Source organism: Clostridium sp. DMHC 10 (genome assembly GCF_001270375.1).
GTDB lineage: Bacteria > Bacillota > Clostridia > Clostridiales > Clostridiaceae > Clostridium_S > Clostridium_S guangxiense.
The window spans coordinates 891,255-911,192 of the sequence record NZ_LGVB01000015.1 but is presented as its reverse complement, the minus strand read 5'-3'; the positions used below and the strand labels follow the sequence as shown (position 1 = coordinate 911,192).

Genomic DNA, 19,938 nt, shown 5'->3' with positions numbered 1-19,938 from the left:
TTCCTAAAATTACGAATATAAAGATAGGAAAAAGTGCTCCAGATAAATACTTAAATGAATTGTATTATAAAAATGATAAATTAAAAGAATCATTAAAAAAACATATGATACCTATTGAAATTATGGATGGAGATTATAATGAATTTTTTTCTGTATTTATTGAAGATAGGGCTAAAAGAATTTTTGAATGTATTAAAGAAAATATTATAGATAAAAAAGACAAAATTAAAGAAATATATTATAAAGAAAAGAAGAAAATAATAGGCAATAATATAAATGTATTTGCTAAGTATAATAAGAAAATAATTAATGCAAAATTTAATAGAGAAACACAGGAAATATTTTTAGATGGAATTAAGTATAAATCAGTATCTAAAGCTGCAGATGTAGCAAAGAAAAAAATATCGGGGAAAGATACATCTACGAATGGATGGACGTTTTGGAAATACAAGGATGATGATGAAGATAGGACTATAAAAGATTTAAGATATTAATTGTAAATTGTGGCGATAATTACTAAAATTATAGCTAAATATTTTATGCAGTAAATTATAAAAGGAAGATATTTATGAATACAAAAGAATATTTAACAACTGAACAATTTTTACAATATAAGGACATAGAATCTTTAAACTGCATCACTGGCGACACCAACCACCTTCTCCCTCAGTTAAAGTCCTCTATTACCCAAGCTAAATCTATGGACATAATAGTAGCTTTTCTAATGGAATCAGGAGTTAAGCTAATAGTAGAGGATTTGAAAGAGGTTGTAAAAAAGGGTGTGCCAATAAGAATTTTAACAGGAAACTATCTTAACATAACTCAGCCGCAGGCATTGTATCTTTTAAAAGATGCCCTTGGTGACGAGGTTGACTTAAGGTTTTACAATGTCCCCAATAAATCCTTTCATCCAAAGGCATACATATTTGAATATGAAAATGGCGGGGACATATTTATAGGTTCTTCAAATATATCAAGGTCGGCTTTAACAAGTGGGATTGAATGGAATTATAGAATTACAAAACATGGACATGAAGAGGATTTTGAACAGTATAAAAGAACTTTTGAAGATTTATTTTTGAACCATACAATTATAGTGGATGACAATGAACTTCAGAGATATTCAAAAGTTTGGAGAAGACCAAAGGTTTTTTACGATATAGAAAAATTAGAAGATGGGGAAGAAGAAAATATAATTGCTTATCCTACGCCTAAAGCTGCTCAAATAGAAGCTTTGTATGAACTTAAAAAATCAAGGCTGGAAGGTTGGGATAGAGGCATTGTAGTTGCGGCTACAGGTATAGGAAAAACCTATTTAGCGGCTTTTGATTCAAAAGGTTTTGAAAAAGTACTGTTCGTAGCACATAGGCAGGAAATTTTAAATCAAGCAGAGGCTTCATTTAAATCTGTCAGGCCAAAGGATTCTACAGGATTTTTTAGCGGCAGTAATAAAGATACCAATTGTCATATTTTATTTGCAACAGTTCAAACTTTAGGACAAGCACAATATTTATGTGAAGAATATTTTAAAAGAGATTATTTTGATTATATTGTAATAGATGAATTTCATCATGCAGCGGCAGGAAATTATCAAAACATAATAGATTATTTTAAGCCAAAGTTTTTGCTTGGAATTACAGCTACACCAGAAAGAATGGACAACAAGGATGTTTTTGAAATATGCAGCTATAATATTGTTTATGAGGTAAGACTTAAAGAAGCCATAAACAAAGGCTGGCTTGTGCCATTTAGATATTATGGTATTTTTGATGATACGGATTATAGTAAAATAAGCTTTAATAATGGAAAGTACAATGAAAAAGAATTAGATGAAGCTTTTATGATAGAGAAACGTGCAGATTTAATTTTAAATCATTATAAAAAATATAACAGCAAAAGAGCATTAGGCTTTTGTTCTAGTAGAAAGCATGCAAATTATATGGCAGAATATTTTTGCCATAATGGAATATCTGCCTGTGCTGTATTGAGTGGAGAAAAAATGAGCTGCTCTATGGATAGGGAAGAAGCTTTAAGGAAATTCAAGGAGGAAGAAATAAAAGTACTTTTTTCTGTGGACATGTTTAATGAGGGGCTTGATGTACCTGATGTAGATATGGTTATGTTTTTACGACCAACGGAATCAACCACTGTATTTTTGCAGCAGTTAGGTCGTGGGCTTAGAAGGTGCGGCAGTAAAAAATATTTGAATGTGCTGGACTTCATAGGAAATTATAAAAAGGCGAATTTAGTTCCATATCTTTTGAGTGGTGATGTAAGAAATATAGATTCTAAAGCTAAAAATAAAGTATTCCCAAAAGAAGAAGAATATCCAGAAGATTGTATTGTAGATTTTGATTTTAAGCTTATTGATTTGTTTAAGAAAATGGCAGAAGACGAGAAAAAGTTAGTAGATTTGGTTAAAGAAGAGTTTTACAGAATAAAAAATGAACTTGGAAGAGTTCCGACTAGATATGAAATGTACAAGTATATGGATGATGATATTTACAGTAATATTAGAGCTAAAACTAAAATCAATATTTTTAATGATTATTTAGGTTTCTTAGATTCAATAGATGAACTTAATGAAGAAGAAAAATCTCTCGTAAAAACTAAGGCGCATGACTTTATAAAGTTATTAGAAACTACTTCTATGACTAAAACTTATAAGATGCCTTTATTACTTGCTTTTTATAACAATGGATACTTCAAATTATCTGTAACTGAGGATGAAATTTATTTAAGCTTTAAGGAATTTTACAGCAAAGCTTCAAATGCAGTAGATTTAATAAGAGATAAGTCTACTAAAGATTATTTAACGTGGGGAAAGAAAGAATATTTAAAGATTGCTAAAAATCCAAGAGCCGCTTTTTTAAATTCTGCTGATGAGTTTTTTTACGATAATGGAGATATGTATTGTATAAAAGCCTCCTTAAAAGAGTTCGAGAAAAATAAAGTTTTTATAAAGCATTTTAAGGATGTTATAGATTATAGAACGAGTAAGTTTTATAAGGAGAGACTTGAAAAGGTAAAAAATATTTAAGGTATAGCAGTTGTTTCCATAAATTCTTCATAATCCAGTTATATGTAAATTTGACATCTGAACATATGTTCAATATATTCGATTATATGATTGCTTATAGATTGGTTTTAAAATTCGTATAACGTGGAGGAGAATAAAAAAATGGGTATGCTTGAGGATATAAAGGAAGACATAAAGAGAAGATGTGAGAGTTCAAATAATTTTTTTGGACAGGTGAGCTATGAACATATTAAAAGTGTAGCGAAAAATGCGGCTGCACTTGCCAAAGTATATAAAGCAGATGTCAAGGTGTGTTAAATAGCAGGCTGGTTACATGATATAGCATCTGTTACAGATTATAAGCTTTATAAAGAGCATCATATTTATGGAGCAGCTATGGCAGAAGAAATTTTGAAAAAATATAATTACCCAAAAGATAAAATTGAACTTGTTAAATTATGCATATTGAATCATCGTGGGAGTGTATTAAAAGAAAAAAGAACTATAGAAGAAAGATGTGTTGCCGATGCTGATGCAATTTCTCATTATGATGAATTGCCTGCGTTGTTTTACTTAGCCTTTGTTCAGAGAAAGATGAATATTGACGAAGGCACTGAGTTTGTTAAAAATAAACTTGAAAGAAGTTATAATAAAATGTCTGAAGAGGGCAGGGAATATTATAAAGACAAAAGAGCTTATGTAAAAGCTATATTAGCCTAGGTTTGGATTATCAAGTTTAAAAGTATTTGAGAGTATATTTGGACTTTTAAATACTTACTCTGATGATTATATAATCGCACAGAAAAGCAATCTGGTAATATGTCAAGATAATTTTTAAAAGGTTTTGATATGTTTTTCTTAAAAAAGGGTGCACAAAATAAACATCCGGATTCTTTTGCAAAGTAGCAACAATTGGAAGAGTTGCTGCAGTTGGAACAGTAACGAGGTTGAGCTCAGTAGGAACAATAGATAGATTAGCATCAGTAGCCACAATCGGAAGAGTTGCTGCAGTTGGAACAGTAACGAGATTAAGCTCAGTCGGAACAATAGATAGATTAGCATCAGTAGCCACAATCGGAAGAATTGCTGCAGTCGGAACCATAACAAGATTAAGTTCAGTCGGAACCATAGACAGATTGGCTTCTGTAGCAACAATTGGAAGAGTTGCCGCAGTTGGAACAGTAACGAGGTTGAGCTCAGTAGGAACAATAGATAGATTAGCATCAGTAGCAACAATCGGAAGAGTTTCAGGAGTCGGCACAGTAACAAGATTAAGTTCAGTCGGAACCATAGACAGATTGGCTTCCGTAGCGACGATAGGTAAAGTCAGTGCAGTAGGCACTGTAACAAGGCTGAGTACGGTCGGCACAATAACAAGGTTAGAAACAATTGGCACTTTAAGTGCAGTGGGCACTTTAAGCGGAATAACTTCAACAGTATCAGTTGGTTTAGTTGATAGAGCATTTTATGCAACAGTTCAAACTAGAACTTTAACAAGTGCTACCCCAACATGGCTTAATTTGATTGATATATCTGGTTTCTCAGAAATGTCATGGTATTTGTTAAAAGCTCAGGCTTCGGGAAATGTAACTGTTCAACTTGGAGCAACTCCTAGCACGAATACAGCATTATATCCTTTAGTAATGATTAATGAGACTGCTACACTTGTTAATAATACACCTAAAGTTATAACAAGAGATTATTATATGAAATATGTTGCTGTTAGATTGGAAAGTAATGACGCAGCAACAACTAGTCAAGACATTACGGTTGTGTTTAATGCTAGATATTAATGGACAGACATCAATAATTCTATAAGATGTTTAAATTTTATAGGATTAATGCATTACGGCTAAATTATGATACCTCACATAATAATGTGAGGTACCTTTTTAAGCAGTTTTATAAATTTTCTATGTATAGCCTAAGGAGGGTCATATTTCATGAATAATGAAATAAGCTTATGCATGATTGTAAAAAATGAAGAAAAGTATTTATCACAATGTCTTAATAGTGTTAAAGATATAGTAGATGAAATCATTGTAGTTGATACAGGGTCAAGTGATAAAACTATAGATATAGCTAAAAGTTTTGGAGCGAAATTATATTATTTTAAATGGAATAATAATTTTAGTGAAGCAAGAAATGTATCTTTAAAATATGCTACTAAAGATTGGATACTAATAATGGATGCTGACGATGAATTTTGCAGTGAAGATAAGGTGAAATTTAAAGAGCTAGTGCAGCACTTGAATGAAAATGTAATCTACTATTTTGAAACTTTAAATTACTGTGGCAACAGACCTGATACCTCTAATATTAGTGTGAACTTAAATCCTAGACTGTTTAAAAATAACTATGGTTTCCTTTATGAAGGTGAGGTTCATAACCAACTTATAAATAATAGTCATGAGTGCAGAGGAACAAGCTGTCAAATAAGAATATATCACTATGGTTATCTTGAAAGCACTATGAAAGATAAGGATAAAAGACACAGGAATATAACTCTTTTAAAAGATCAAATAAGTAAAAATCCAAATGATGGGTACACTTACTTCAATCTTGGAAACGAGTATTATGCTTTGGGAGATAATGAAAAAGCCTTGGAGTTTTATTCTAAAGCTTATGAAGATTTTAGTTTGAACAAAGGATATTCTTTTGTACTAATAACTAGAATGATTATTGTAAATATAGATCTAAAGAAATACGATGATGCTCTTCAATTAGCAGATAAAGGTATTGAATATTATAGAATGTCTACAGATATATATTATTTAAAAGGAATTATATATGAAATTCAAGGTAAGTATACTATGGCAATAAGAGTTTTTGAAAAATGTATTAAAATAGGAAATCCACCCCCTGAGATTAAATTCATATATGGTACAGAAAGTTTTAAGTCATCTTATGAACTTGCAAATATTTATATGAAGCTTAAGGATTATAAGAGTGCTTTTAAATATTACGAAGATACAATAAGGGCAAAGCGAGATTCTGTAGAGTGTGTTTATAATATTTGCCATATATTAAAAGAAGAAAAAAGACCTATAGAAGAAATTAAAACTATAATTGAAAGACTTTTTTCAGAATATCCTAAAGCATATCAGATTATAGGTGATATATTTTTTAGTGAAGGATATTATGAAGTTGCTCTTGAGTATGAAAGAAAATGTGAAGAAGCAGGAATTGCCAATGAAGATTTAAAGATGTTTAAGTCAAACTGCCTTTTAAGAACTGGAAACTATGATGAATGTATAAAAATGAATAGCATGACAAAAGAAAGTATCTATTATATTAATTTTGTGATAAACAAAGTTACAGCATTTGTTTTAAATGAACAATATGAGGAGGCAGAAAAACTACTAGAAAGTATTAAGGAAGACGAAATAAATAGGGGAAATAAAAAAGAAGTTGAGGTATATGAACAGTTTATAAATTTGTTTGAGGGAAAAAAAATCAAGGTATTATCGGAGGATGAAAAAGAAAAAGGGTATACAAATATAATTTTTAAAATTTGTGATATTTTTCTTATAAATAAAGAATTCGATAAATTTGAACTGTCATTGGAACTTTTAAATTTAATAAGTGACAAAAATGTACTGAATATTTTGGGGGAATTGTATTATAAGCATGGATATATTGAGATGGCAAAAAAGGAGATATTGAGGTCCATAAAACTTTTTTGATGTATATGATAATTATGGGTTGGATATATTAAAAGCAATGTGAATAATAATGGGTGAAGGGTTTTAATATGTGAGTAATTAAAATCTTTCACTCAAAATAGTTAATTTGATATATTAGCACTAAATTTTGTATACTATTAATATATAAATATATTGTAGAGAGGAGATGATGTTTTGCAGACAGGTAAATTTAAAAAGGTAGCTGCTAACATTGAAAATCCATTATGGAATAATTATATAAGCAGGAATGAAAATATTTATGAAAGAGAAATTGATATAGAAAGTGACTTTGAAAGGGATTATAGTAAAATTTTACATTGTACGGCATATAGACGGTTAAAGCATAAAACTCAGGTTTTCTTTGCAACAAATCATGATCATATATGCACTAGAATAGAACATGTAAATCATGTTGCAGCTGTAAGCTACAGTATATCAAAATTTATGGGACTTAATACAGAACTTTCTAATGCTATCGCAATTGGGCATGATTTGGGACATGCTCCATTTGGTCATGAGGGTGAGAGAATACTAAGAGAAGTAATAAAAGAAGAAATAAATGGTACATATTGGCATGAAAGAAATAGCCTTAAATTTGTAGATGAACTAGAAACTATAACCGATCAAATGGGAAATGAGAGAAATTTAAATATAACGTATGCAGTGAGAGACGGAATTATAAGTCACTGCGGTGAAGTCAATGAGAGCGCATTGTTTCCAAGACAAGAGTATATTGATTTAAATGAAATATCAAGACCAAATCAGTATTCCCCTTATACCTGGGAAGGGTGTGTTGTAAAAATATCAGATAAAATATCATATTTAGGACGAGATATAGAAGATGCACTTACTCTTAAAATATTATCAATAAAAAAGGTTGAAGAACTAAAAGAGATTATAGGTGAATATTCAAATCTTAATGTAGAAAATATAAATAACACTTTTTTCATGAATAAATTTACTGTAGATTTATGCGAGAATAGTTCCATTGAAGAAGGGCTTAGGTTTTCAGATAGGTGTTTACAGCTTTTAAACTCAATAAAGGAATTTAATTATGAAAATATATATAATCATAAAAGACTAGAACCCTTTAAAAAATATGTAAGACTTATAATTAAATCTATATATAGCACTCTTATTGATTTTTATAATGAAAGGAATATTTTTAAGGAACTTGAATTGGCAAGGAAAGATTATCCAGAGTTAATACATTCCTTTAAGGATTGGCTTATTAAATATTCTTTTGGTGAAGATAATAGATTTAGACCACAAAGTTATAAAAATAAGCCAATATACAACGTCGATACAAAGGAAGGTTACACAAGAGCAGTTGTCTATTACATAACTGGAATGACCGACAATTTCGCCATAAAGATTTTCCAAGAATTAATAAAATTTGAGTAATCATACGCGAGGTTTGGGCTTTAGCCCATTATCCTTCTATAACCACAATAAAGCACTCTGTAAATAAATATAGAAAATTTAGAAAAATGAACATATCTATTTTTGAATATAATAAACTTACTTGCAAAATAATTAAATATAATTACAATTATATTTGCTATTATTTTTGCAATTAAGCTGTGCATTTTAATAATTTGAACACATAGAAACATAGTTCCTAAGTCCATGAAAAGAGATAAAATTCTAAATGTAAAAAAGGATATAGTTTCTTTTAATAAGGTGCTTAGATTTTTACTATAGCTTTTAAAAACAAATAGCTTGTTTGTTATAAATGCAAAAGCTACAGCGAAAACCCATGCGAATATAGAAGCAATCATATAATTAAAATTAAGTATATATGCAAAAAACCAGTAAGATACTAAATTGATTAAAGTAGTGAACCCTCCAAAAATGAGGTAAGATATTTTTTCAATATTGCTTTCGGTTAAATATTTATCCTTAATTTCATACAAAGTTTTCATGTGATACCACCTTAATTTTATTCTAAATAATAATATAACTTTTAAACAAAATGATGTCAAGAAAAATGAGTTCATATAGTAGCAGAAGAGAATAGTGGCATTTTTAAAATATGGCCAAAAACTAAAAAATTCTATTGAAAATGAATTCAACATCTGATATTATATAGATAAGAAATAGAAAAGGTTTTCTAAATATCCCTAAATAACTTTAAAATTTATTTTTAAAATTATAGAAAAGGATTTCTAAATTAGGAGGAGAATACTATGGCAGAATTAAGATGGAACCCACTATTGGGAGATTGGACAATGGTGGCATCAAATAGACAAAATAGACCACAAATGCCTAAAGACTGGTGTCCATTTTGTCCAGGACCAGGAAAGAAGGTACCAGAACATTATGAGGTTTATGAATATGATAATGATTTTCCAGCATTATCAAAGGAACCACCAGAACCAGATACAGTAGGATCAAATTTCTATAAAACTGAAAAAGCTTATGGAAAATGTGAAGTAATCCTTTATTCACCTGAACATACTAAGACACTCAGCGAATTGCCTTTAGATCATATAAGAAAACTTGTAGATTTATGGAGTGAAAGATATACTGAATTAAGCAAAGATGAAAAAGTTAAATATATTTTTGAATTTGAAAATAGAGGAGAAGAAGTTGGGGTTACAATGCCTCATCCTCATGGACAGATATATGCATATTCTAAAATGCCTCTTAAAATTAAAACTGAGCTTAATTCATGTAAAAAGCATTATGAGGAAAATGACGAATGCTTAATATGTAGAATGAATAAAGAGGAACAAGAGTTTAAGAATAGAATAATAATTGAAAATGAAGATTTTTTAGCTTATTTACCATTCTTTACTGATTATCCCTATGGTATGTTTATAGTTAGCAAAAATCATATAAGCAAAATGGTAGACTTTGATGATAGAGAAAAGAATAATTTTGCTGATATTTTAAAAAAGGTGTCAGGAACTTTTGATTCTTTATTTGATAGAAGATTTCCTTATATGATGTGTATACATCAAGCTCCTGTTAATTCACCTGAGTATGGAAACTATGATGATTATTATCATTTTCATGTTGAATTTTATCCACCATTAAGATCAAAAGAGAAGATTAAATATTATGCATCGTCAGAAATGGGAGCCTGGGCAGCATGTAATCCAAGATCAGTTGAAGAAACTGCAGAAGAGTTAAAGGAAGCTTATAAGAAATATTTAAGTAAAAACGATAAATAATTAAATTAGTCAAAGTTTAGCTTATGCATGTTTCAAAAGGCTGCATTTAACACAGTACAGGACATGCATAAGCTTAAAATTAAATTAATAAAACTATAATGCAACAGAAGTTGGACATTTAAATATATTATTAATAAATTTTTATTAATTTGGAGGTAGCAGTATGGAAGTTTTAAAATTAGAAAAAAATTCAAAGAAGTATATGGCTGTGACAGTGAATATGTATTTCATTCACCTGGTAGAATTAATCTTATTGGAGAGCATATAGACTACAATGGAGGATTTGTGTTTCCATGTGCTTTAGATTTTGGCACATATGCTATGGTAAAGATTAGAGATGATAATAAAGTTAATTTCGCTTCGACAAACTTTGAGTTAAAGGTTAACTGTGATTTAAACGATTTACACTATGAGAAAAAAGATGATTGGGCAAACTATCCTAAAGGTGTAATTAAGATGATGCAAGATAAAGGATACGGTGTGAAAGGAATGGATATACTTATAAGTGGTAACATACCAAATGGTGCAGGTCTTTCTTCATCAGCATCTCTTGAAGTTTTAGTAGGAGTTATAGTAAATAACTTATTTAACGATGGAAAGATTGATAGAGTAGAAATAGTAAAACTTTCTCAAAAGGCTGAAAACGAATTTATAGGTGTAAATTGTGGAATAATGGATCAATTTGCAGTGGGAATGGGGAAAAAGGACAAGGCAATACTTTTAAACTGTGAAACATGCGAATATGATTATGCGGATGTAAAGCTTTTAGATTATTCTATAGTTATAATGAATACTAACAAGAGAAGAGCTTTAAATGAGTCAAAGTACAATGAGAGAAGAGCAGAGTGTGAGAAAGCGCTTGAAATAATTAGAAAAGTTAAACCTGTGAAAAACTTATGTGAGATTAAGCCAGAGGAATTTGATGAAACTTGAAAAACTTTTTACAGATGAAAATGTTAAAAATAGAGCTAAGCATTCAGTATATGAAAATGCAAGAGTTCTTAAAGCATTTGAATGTCTTAATAATGGAGACTTAACGGAGTTTGGAAGGCTCTTAATAGAATCTCATAATTCACTTAAGAATTTATATGAAGTTACAGGAAAAGAACTTGATACAATTGTTGAGGAAGCTCTTTTAGCTGATGGCTGTGATGGAGCTAGAATGACAGGTGCCGGTTTTGGAGGTTGTGCTATAGCTTTAGTCAAGAAGGATAAGATAGATAGTTTTATAGATAAAGTTAAGCCAAATTATACTAAGAGAATAGGATATGAACCGAGCTTTTATTTAAGTGGAATTGGTGAAGGCACACATCAAGTAAAAAGGTAAATTGCAATAAAATCATAAATAAACCATTGAGTTAAAGTAAAATAAAAGAGTGCAAAATTTTAGATTTTTGCACTCTTTTATCTTTTTTAATCTCTAAAGTAACCAGTTATTAAATTCTTTCAGTTTTATTTTTCGCTGTAGCCATGTGGATGACTGCTGTGCCATTTCCAAGCTGTAGCTATTATTGTTTCAAGGGAATTAAATTTAGGCTCCCAACCTAGTTCTTTAATAGCCTTTTCAGAAGAAGCTATTAGAGTAGCAGGATCACCAGCACGCCTTCCAGCAACTTCTGCCTTTATGTTTATTCCAGTAACTTTTCTTGCTACATCTATAACCTCTTTAACAGAAAAGCCTTTGCCATTTCCCAAATTGTATATTTTGCTGTCGCCGCCATTTTGAAGCCTTTGTAAAGCTAATAAATGTGCAGAAGCAAGGTCAGAAACATGTACATAATCTCTTACACACGATCCATCAGCAGTATTATAGTCATCACCAAAAATCATTATCTTTTCTCTTACACCTGAGGCAGCCTGTAATATTATTGGAATAAGATGACTTTCAGGGTTATGATCTTCTCCTATTTTGCCGTTTATGTGAGCACCGCAAGCGTTAAAATATCTTAAAGCTGTATATTTTATTCCATATGCTTTGTCACACCATTTTAATATCTTTTCAACAGCAAGTTTTGATTCACCATATGGATTAGTAGGGAAGGTTTTATCTTCTTCTTGTATAGGTGTATTTTCAGGTTCCCCGTAAGTAGCAGCGGTAGATGAAAATACAATGTATTTTACTCCATGTTTGTTCATTGCTTCTAAAAGCTTTATAACTGAATAAATGTTATTTTCAAAATACTTTAATGGTTTTTCTACACTTTCACCAACAAGAGAATTAGCAGCAAAATCTATTACAGCATCTATTTTATTTTCGGAAAAAACTTTGTCCAAAATTTCAGAATCTCTTAAATCGCCAATATAAAGTTTACCACCAAGTAAAGAGGACTTATGTCCAGTCTGAAGATTATCAAGAACAACAACTTCATGTTTATTTTCTAATAAATGAGCTACCATGTGGCTTCCTATATAACCAGCACCACCACAAACTAATACTTTCATTTTAAAACCTCCTAAATTAAATCATATAAGTGTAATAAAAGTTTTATTTATGTTCATAAATCTCAATTTCTAAGGGATTATGACTCATATATAGACTTAGTTAAAATTGCTCTACTATATTATAACATAATAGGCAATCCCAAATTTAAACATTAATAATTATTTTATTGAAGTTTTTGTTAATAAAATAAGAAATTCAGAAAAGGTTTTCTATTCATAAATATATTTTATCATATGTTTTACTTAAATTAAAGGGAAATCTTCATTATTTTTTGTTTGATGTATTTACAATTATAAAATTAACTAGTAAAATTTAAGAAAAGATTTTCTAGCGTGGGGGTCTACTTATGGCGGTAAATATTAAGGATGTTGCAAAAGAAGCAAATGTTTCAATGAGTACTGTATCTAGAGTTATAAATAATAATTATCCTGTAAAGGATGAAACAAGAAAAAGGGTTGAAGCAGCAATAGAAAAACTGAAATTTAGCCCTAACGTACTTGCTAGAGCGTTAATAAACCAAAATACTAAGACTATAGGAGTTTTAGTTCCAAGAATAGATAATTTGTTTTTTCCAACTGTTATAAAAGCTATAGAAACTTCACTTAAAAATAGTGGATATTCTATTTATCTTTGTGATACGGGAGATAAAGCAAATCAAGAGGTTATGTATATAAATTCACTTATAGCAAGGCAGGTTGATGGCATTATTTCTATTGATCCCAAAACTGAAAATATAAAAAATGGATTTTATGAAAGTGTTGGAAAAAAATTTGCCCCTTGTTTGCATAAATGGATATAATAAAGACATAAAATGTAATTTTGTGCTGAATGATCAAGAAAGTGGCACAAAGCAGGCAATTAATTACTTATTAGAGCTTGGACATAAAAATATTATTTTTGTAAAAGGAAGAAAAAGTTTATTCTTATGATTTAAAGAAAGAGGTTTATATAGATATTCTTAAAAAACATAAGCTCTTAAAAAATAAGCACATTGTAGATGTAGGCCAAGGAAACAGTTATGAGACTGTGTATGTAACTATGGATATTATGCTTAAGGAGTTAAGAAATATTCCTTTACCTACAGCAGTTTTTGCATGTAATGATCTAATGGCATTAGGAGTTCTTAATGCATGTAAGAGATTAAATTATGATGTTCCAAAAGATGTATCAATAATTGGGTTTGATAATATTGTTATATCAAGCCTTGTAGAACCACAAATAACCACTGTAGATCAAAATATGTATAAGCTCGGAGAAAATGCTGCTAAAATGTTGTTAGATGTAATAAATAATAAAAATCAGCAAACTAGTATTATAACATTAAATACAAAACTTATAATAAGGGATAGCTGCAGAAAGGTTTAAGATTTGATTAAATTATGAGTTTAATGCTTTAATTTAAAGTGATAGAAATTTTTTATACTTCTGATTTCAAATAGAAATATGTGCCTTATATTGAATAAGTATTATTACTATAGTCAATACTATCTAAATAAATGTTTATACAATATTTAAGGTGGGGTTAATTTGAGATTACCAAAACATATAGGAATAATTCCAGATGGAAATAGAAGATGGGCACAGTCAAAGGGCATGCCAAAAGAAATGGGTTATAAAAATGGTATAAATCCGGGATTTTGCCTTTTTAAGCTATGTGAAAAAGTTGGAATAAGTGAAATTACATATTATGGTTTTACAGTAGATAATACAAAAAGACCTAGAGAACAGAGAATTGCGTTTACAAATGCATGCATGAATTCAGTAGATGTCCTTTCAAAAGAAAACGCATCACTTCTTGTGGTAGGAAATAGAGATTCAAAAATGTTTCCAGAAAAATTAAATTATTATACAGAAAGGAAACAGTTTGGGAGTGGTGGAATAAAGGTAAACTTTCTAGTTAATTATAGCTGGCAGTGGGATTTGGGCCAAATAATTAATAGAGAGAACATTGATACAAAAAATATAATGAATAATATAGCATCTAAAAATGTATCTAGAGTAGATTTGATAATTAGATGGGGTGGTAGAAGAAGATTAAGTGGATTTTTACCAGTTCAATCAGCCTATGCGGATTTTTATGTTATAGATGATTATTGGCCAGATTTTAGAGAGGAACATTTTTATGAAGCACTAGAATGGTACGATAAACAAGATATAACATTAGGAGGCTAGATAATCAGTGATAAATCTAGTTCAAATTAAATATTTATTAAAGCAATATGTTATATGAAGTTAAAAAAATGTAACACTATTGATTTACTTATTTACTATATTATAAAAAAATAGTATTATAGTATTGGATTTACCTGTTTTTTATAAAAACAACAAGCTATTTTGTATATTTTTAAGTGAAAAGTAATATAATGTAAAAATGAGTATTTTTAGATATTTAAATGTAGTATGCTAATGGGGGTATAGATACATGGAGTACAGTGGACTAGTACTTGATATTGATAATTTCAAGTTTTTAGATAAAAATAAATTTATAAATAAAATTCAGGTTTTAAAATGCTTAGTTGATAAGGATATACCTGTAGTACTATACACAGATGGTGATCCTAAGCTTGTGGAAAGTGCGATGCGCGATCTTCATATAAAAGAACCTGCTATAGTTATGGAGGGGCTAAAGTTTATTCGCCGTTTCAGTGTGAATATAGTTTTGACTTTCATTTGTCTATAAAAACCGTTAAGGAGCTTTGTTTGTGGGCTAAAGAAAGGGATATATGTTTTGAACTTATTACGGATAATGGAAAAATAAATTATGAAAAGTGGTCAGTAGAAGTGAAAAGCTTTTTGCTCAATTGCCCAATGATTGATTGTCCTAGTGTTTTAGAAGTTATTATGTATACATCAAATGAGGAAATTAAGAATGAGCTATCAAAGTTTATTTCAAAGCACTATTTGGAGTGCTGTTCACGCATTTGTAAAGATAAAGTGATTTTTATAAATTCAAGGGTTGATAAAGGGATAACTTTAAGATGCCTTGCAAAAAAGAAAAAGTGGAATCTGAAAAATTTTATAGCTATAGGACAATATCCTAAGGATGTTTCTTTGTTTGAAGAAGTTGGTCTTGGAATTTCAGTTGATGAAGAAAGTGCAGAAGCTGGAAAAAATATAGAAAAAAGCAACAAGATGGATGTTTTAAATGAATGTATAAGTAATTATTTTTAATTTAGAGAGGCAGAATTTTTGATGAAGAAACTTAAAAAAATAAGTGTTTTGTTTGTTATTATTATTTTTATTGCAGGAGTAATATGCTATAAAAATCCGGATACTAGGGGATACTTTAATAATAAGTTAAATAAATTTGAAGGCAAAACTTTAAATAAGGAGTTTAAAAGCAAAATAAAGTCAGCTAATCTTTCAACAGATTATAAAATTGACCAAGCTATAAGTGATGTAGATAAATTTCACTTAAACACTGTAAATGTACCTGTCATTGTAGATATAAAAAATCTTAAATCAGATACTATGAAGGTAAATGAAGAAAGTGAAGAAAAAGCCATAGAGCTTATAAAGAAATTAAATAAAAAGGGCATAAATGTTATTTTAGAACCATATCCATGGATAGCAAATGGAGTACTTGAGGAAACTAGTTGGAAACCAAAATCAATTAATACTTTTTTTTGGAATTGGAAGAATGATGTATTAAAAAAACTTATTGATGATATAGCAGTTCCGTATCACGTAGATGCTATGAATGTCGCATCTAATTATGTTTATATTGAATATGCTCAAAATTATTGGTGCGATACAATAAATTTTGTTAGAAAATATTATAAAGGATTAGTTACATATAGAACACCATATTGGTACACGGCGTCATGGGATAAAAAAACCCAGGAGAATTACAATAAAAAACTTAATAATAAGTTGTTCTCTAAAGTTGATTTTATATCTATATCAGCTTATTTTGAGCTTACCGATAGGGAAACAAATTCTGTAGAAGAACTTTCAAATGCAATTAATAAAACAGAAATATACTATAGAAATCAAAATGTCAAACAAGAGATAAAAAATTTTCATGATAAGTGGAAAAAGCCAATTTTCTTTGGAGAACTGGGTTTTCCAAGACAAACCGGTGCATCAATTCAACCTTGGAATCCTGCGCCTGTAAAAGTACTAGATGGTAAAAAAATAGTATCAAAGGAAAATGGTCAGGAGCAGGCAAATTGTTTTGAAGCATATAGAATGAATTTTGAATACGAAAAGTGGTTCCTAGGTTTTTCAATATTTGCTGTAGGTGATAAGAGCAGTGATAAAATGTATTATCCAAGTAGTGAAAGTACAAAGGTAATAAACAAATGGTACAATTATAAATAAACAGCTAGAAACTAGAGATTGTAAAATCCAAGTTTATATGAATGAATTTAGTATTAGCAATTTCAATATTTCATGCTGTCTATCTATAAATAAGTTTTCTGTTTTTATTGAATAATCAGTGAATAAATCATTTTTACAGCAACACCTAAAGACATGCATATGAATATAGGTTTTATGAGTTTGCTTCCCTTATTTAGTGCTATTTTTAGTTCCTAAGTTAGCACCTAAAATCATTGCAGAAGCTGTTATAAGTCCCAAATAAAAATAAATTTGGCTGTGCAGTGCAAATATTATGAGTGCAGACACGTTACTAGTAAGATTTAAGATTTTTGAATTTCCACTTGCATTTATGTAGTTATAGCCATATATTTTTATCATTCCAAATATGAGAAAGGAACCTGTGCCTGGACCAAAAAAGCCATCGTAAAATCCAAGGCAAAAGGCAAGGAGTATTCCTAGAAATATATTTTTTCTGGTAATACCCTTGAAGTTGTCCTCCATTCCTAACTTTCTTGAAAATAAGCTGTATATTCCAACAAATAATATTAATATAAGTACAATGATTCTAATCAAATTTTCATTTATTTTGAGTACTGTATACACTCCCAGCATAGAGCCTATAAACGAAAAAGGTATAAGGTATTTTAAAAGCTTAAAGTTAACTTTTCCGTTTTTAAAATATTGAAAGCCGCTGACAATCGCACCTGAGGTTGAAGAAAATTTATTTGTACCTAAAGCTATATGCGATGGTATGCCACATAGTATGTAGGAGGGGAGACTTATAAGACCGCCGCCTCCTGCAATGGAGTCCACGGCTGCGGCTGCAAAGCAGGCTAAAAAGAGAAATATGATTATACTTATAGAGAATTTAGTGTGATTTAGGTATATAGCGTTGATGCTGCTTAAATTAAAAATATAGTTCAAAATTAGCACTTCCTATCTTTTGCATATTATTTTTCAGTTTCAAATTTTTTTATAAGATTGTGGTTTAATATGTCATCTGAATACTGAAGATTTAATAGTGTTTTGTCTTTGAGGTTTTTAAGTTTTTTAGTCTCTGGAACTGCTTTGCCTGTTTTTATATCGTAGTAGGTGTTAGTCCAGGATATATAAAATGTATTTCCATCAGTAAAGGAGCCATTTCTAAACATTACAGTTTCATTTTTCGTATTAAATAAATCATGTCCAAGCAAATATTTTTCAGGTAAACCAAACATATTTGCTATAGTTGGATATATATCAATTTGTCCTGTATAGGAATGATTTGCACCTTTATATTGATCCTTTGGAAAATGCATTAACATTGGTACCTTTTGAAGCTGAAACCAGTCCAGGTCAGTAGGCTTTTTTATTCCTTCAAAATTGTAAAGTTCATTAATTTTATCCTTAGGTATAGCGTAGTGATCTCCATAAAGCATTAGTATTGAATTGTCCAGCATACCGCTCTTTTCAAGCTTATCAAGAAAAATTCCAAGTTGAGCATCTGTGTAATGTATGCCTTTAAGGTAATTGCCAGTAAGGGTACCTTCAAGTGATCCTACATTAAGATCATTACCATAGCCTTTAACATCATCATAAGGATAATGGCTGCTTAGGGTTATTAAAAATGAGTAAAATGGCTGTTTGAACTTTTGCATCTTTGTGAAAGATTGATTTAAAAAAGATTTGTCACTTAAACCGAGCCCAACAGTTTCATTTAAATTATATGATTTTTCTCCCCAAAAGTCATCAAACTTTTCAGCCTTATACATAACATTTCTATTCCAAAAGCCTTCTCTATATCCATGCAGTACAGAAGTATAATAATTTTTATCATTCATTTCTTTTGCAAGGGAACTGTAAGTGTTTCCAGCATACATATAATATACTGCACCAGAAGAAGCGGGGTATAGAGAATTATTTGTCAAAAATTCTGCATCAGAGGTGTTACCAGAGGCAACTTGGTAAAAGAAATTATCGAAATATAGAGATTTTTTAAGCCATCTATTTAAATTTGGAGTTATTTCTTGACCGTTTACTTTAGCATTTATGACAAATTGCTGCAAAGCTTCAACCTGAATCATTATAAGGTTTTTGCCTTTTCCTATACTTTTCATATTAGTTGTAGATGTAGAACTGTTTTTAGTTAAATAGGTTTTTATTTTATTTTCTTTTTCAGGAGATATTTTTTTTAGGCTCATAATTTTGTTTGAAGCAACATTGTATATATCCAGTATGTGAAAGTTAATATCGCCTAAGAACTTTGCTATATATACTCTATTGTACATTGTTGTTATAAGTCTTGGTTGCTCAACAGACATTTTATATATTGATAGTCCATTTAAAACAATTCCTATGATAAAAACAATTATAAAAGAGGCAAGTCTTTTTAAAATGGGTGTTTGGTTTCTATCACATTTTTTATAAAGTATTAGAAGTGGTATGAGGATAAAAACGTCTGCAAGGTATAAAAAATCTTTTGCTTTTATTAAATCTGCCACACTTGATTTTACACCACCTAGCATAACGCCATTTCTAAGTACCCCAACGGAAATTACATCTTTAAAATATCTAAAATAAACGGTATCCGCAATTAGAATTAAGCTTATTACTATGTTTGCTATGTATAAAAATCTGGTTCTTCCTTTGCTTTTGAAAATTAAAGAAATGCCTATTAAACATATAATTGAATATATGATTGGTTTGATTACCAGCTTGTAATCGAAGTATTCAGGTGAAATTGACTTATCACACATGACCAATTTAAAGGTGAGTATTGCTAAAAAAAGAAAAATGTCAATGTAGCTAAGTAAAAGTTTTAGCGGACTTATTTTTAACTTATTTGAATTATTGTTCATTGTTGTGCCTCCAGACCAAAATTTTAATATAAAGTAAATAATTTATTAAGTGTATTTACATATAAAGCATAGTGGTGCATAATAAAACATGTGCTATTTATTAATATTATATTATACATTTAGGAGGAATTAAAATGTCAGATGAAAATAAATATTCAGAGGAACAAGCTCCTGATGAAGTTTTAGAAGAAAATAAATCTGAACAAGAGTCAAAAGAGGAAGCAACAGAAGAAATGTTAGAGGAACTAACCGATGTTACTTCAGAAAAAATTCCATTTCCAAGAGTTATTTATTCAGTATTTGTTGACCAAGTTGTGCTTTTTGCATTATCAGGCATACTTCTTTTAATTACAGGATTTGTACTTAAAAAATGTGTTCTATTTTTATATAAAAGATGTTACTGCAATGTATTTCTTGATTTATGCAATATGTAACATATTATATACACTTA

At 29.6% G+C, this 19,938-nt stretch carries 17 protein-coding genes and 3 pseudogenes; 16 read left to right on the top strand and 4 right to left on the bottom strand.

Going from position 1 to position 19,938, the window contains the following annotated elements; genetic code table 11:
- Positions 1-59: 59 nt before the first annotated feature.
- From AGR56_RS20735 to AGR56_RS06240, 7 genes are all read left to right on the top strand, one after another.
- Positions 60-494: a hypothetical protein gene (locus tag AGR56_RS20735; RefSeq protein WP_198149951.1), complete on the top strand. Its 435-nt coding sequence runs from the start codon at positions 60-62 to the stop codon at positions 492-494.
- A gap of 74 nt (positions 495-568) precedes the next feature.
- Positions 569-3,040 (top strand): DEAD/DEAH box helicase family protein, encoded by a 2,472-nt coding sequence (locus AGR56_RS06265; protein ID WP_053241543.1) that lies wholly within the window; start codon positions 569-571, stop codon positions 3,038-3,040.
- Positions 3,041-3,181: 141 nt separating this feature from the next.
- Complete coding sequence (locus AGR56_RS21505; RefSeq protein WP_242851345.1) at positions 3,182-3,337, top strand: hypothetical protein; 156 nt, start codon at positions 3,182-3,184, stop codon at positions 3,335-3,337.
- Positions 3,338-3,739, top strand: a complete 402-nt coding sequence (locus AGR56_RS21500; RefSeq protein ID WP_278279681.1) for an HD domain-containing protein — start codon at positions 3,338-3,340, stop codon at positions 3,737-3,739. It abuts the gene before it with no gap.
- Positions 3,740-3,966: 227 nt separating this feature from the next.
- Complete coding sequence (locus tag AGR56_RS20105; RefSeq protein WP_157055687.1) at positions 3,967-4,812, top strand: hypothetical protein; 846 nt, start codon at positions 3,967-3,969, stop codon at positions 4,810-4,812.
- Positions 4,813-4,962: 150 nt separating this feature from the next.
- Positions 4,963-6,705, top strand: a complete 1,743-nt coding sequence (locus AGR56_RS06245; RefSeq protein ID WP_347460413.1) for a glycosyltransferase — start codon at positions 4,963-4,965, stop codon at positions 6,703-6,705.
- 174 nt (positions 6,706-6,879) lie between these two features.
- Positions 6,880-8,109 (top strand): HD domain-containing protein, encoded by a 1,230-nt coding sequence (locus tag AGR56_RS06240; RefSeq protein WP_198149949.1) that lies wholly within the window; start codon positions 6,880-6,882, stop codon positions 8,107-8,109.
- Positions 8,110-8,129: 20 nt separating this feature from the next.
- On the opposite strand, the gene AGR56_RS06235 is transcribed toward AGR56_RS06240, so the two are convergent.
- Positions 8,130-8,630 (bottom strand): GtrA family protein, encoded by a 501-nt coding sequence (locus tag AGR56_RS06235; RefSeq protein WP_084756893.1) that lies wholly within the window; start codon positions 8,628-8,630, stop codon positions 8,130-8,132.
- Positions 8,631-8,894: 264 nt separating this feature from the next.
- On the opposite strand from AGR56_RS06235, the gene galT reads away from it, so the two are divergent.
- Together galT and AGR56_RS06225 are read left to right on the top strand one after the other, a co-directional pair.
- On the top strand, positions 8,895-9,884 hold the full coding sequence (gene galT / locus AGR56_RS06230) for a galactose-1-phosphate uridylyltransferase (RefSeq protein WP_053241540.1): 990 nt from the start codon (positions 8,895-8,897) through the stop codon (positions 9,882-9,884).
- Between the two features lie 177 nt (positions 9,885-10,061).
- A pseudogene (locus AGR56_RS06225) lies at positions 10,062-11,211 on the top strand (galactokinase).
- A 125-nt stretch (positions 11,212-11,336) separates the two neighbouring features.
- Here the strand turns inward: AGR56_RS06225 and galE are convergent.
- A complete protein-coding gene (gene galE / locus AGR56_RS06220) occupies positions 11,337-12,326 on the bottom strand; it encodes a UDP-glucose 4-epimerase GalE (RefSeq protein WP_053241539.1) in 990 nt (329 codons plus the stop codon).
- A 347-nt stretch (positions 12,327-12,673) separates the two neighbouring features.
- On the opposite strand from galE, the gene AGR56_RS21495 reads away from it, so the two are divergent.
- From AGR56_RS21495 to AGR56_RS06195, 6 genes and pseudogenes are all read left to right on the top strand, one after another.
- Positions 12,674-13,126: a LacI family DNA-binding transcriptional regulator gene (locus AGR56_RS21495; protein WP_242851344.1), complete on the top strand. Its 453-nt coding sequence runs from the start codon at positions 12,674-12,676 to the stop codon at positions 13,124-13,126.
- A 149-nt stretch (positions 13,127-13,275) separates the two neighbouring features.
- Entirely contained in the window at positions 13,276-13,692 is a 417-nt protein-coding gene (locus AGR56_RS21490; protein WP_347460516.1) for a substrate-binding domain-containing protein, read from the top strand.
- 162 nt (positions 13,693-13,854) lie between these two features.
- Positions 13,855-14,499 (top strand): polyprenyl diphosphate synthase, encoded by a 645-nt coding sequence (gene uppS / locus AGR56_RS06210; RefSeq protein ID WP_053241538.1) that lies wholly within the window; start codon positions 13,855-13,857, stop codon positions 14,497-14,499.
- Between the two features lie 250 nt (positions 14,500-14,749).
- Entirely contained in the window at positions 14,750-15,007 is a 258-nt protein-coding gene (locus AGR56_RS06205; protein ID WP_053241537.1) for a hypothetical protein, read from the top strand.
- Positions 14,995-15,498: pseudogene (locus tag AGR56_RS06200) on the top strand (HAD hydrolase family protein); the annotation flags it as partial. The gene AGR56_RS06205 and the pseudogene AGR56_RS06200, both read left to right, overlap by 13 nt.
- A gap of 21 nt (positions 15,499-15,519) precedes the next feature.
- Complete coding sequence (locus AGR56_RS06195; RefSeq protein WP_053241535.1) at positions 15,520-16,650, top strand: hypothetical protein; 1,131 nt, start codon at positions 15,520-15,522, stop codon at positions 16,648-16,650.
- A gap of 104 nt (positions 16,651-16,754) precedes the next feature.
- On the opposite strand, the pseudogene AGR56_RS06190 reads toward AGR56_RS06195, so the two are convergent.
- Positions 16,755-17,511 (bottom strand): annotated as a pseudogene (locus AGR56_RS06190) (TSUP family transporter).
- Positions 17,512-17,600: 89 nt separating this feature from the next.
- A complete protein-coding gene (locus AGR56_RS06185; protein ID WP_053241534.1) occupies positions 17,601-19,487 on the bottom strand; it encodes an LTA synthase family protein in 1,887 nt (628 codons plus the stop codon).
- Positions 19,488-19,621: 134 nt separating this feature from the next.
- On the opposite strand from AGR56_RS06185, the gene AGR56_RS06180 reads away from it, so the two are divergent.
- On the top strand, positions 19,622-19,921 hold the full coding sequence (locus AGR56_RS06180) for a hypothetical protein (protein ID WP_053241533.1): 300 nt from the start codon (positions 19,622-19,624) through the stop codon (positions 19,919-19,921).
- Positions 19,922-19,938: the final 17 nt, after the last annotated feature.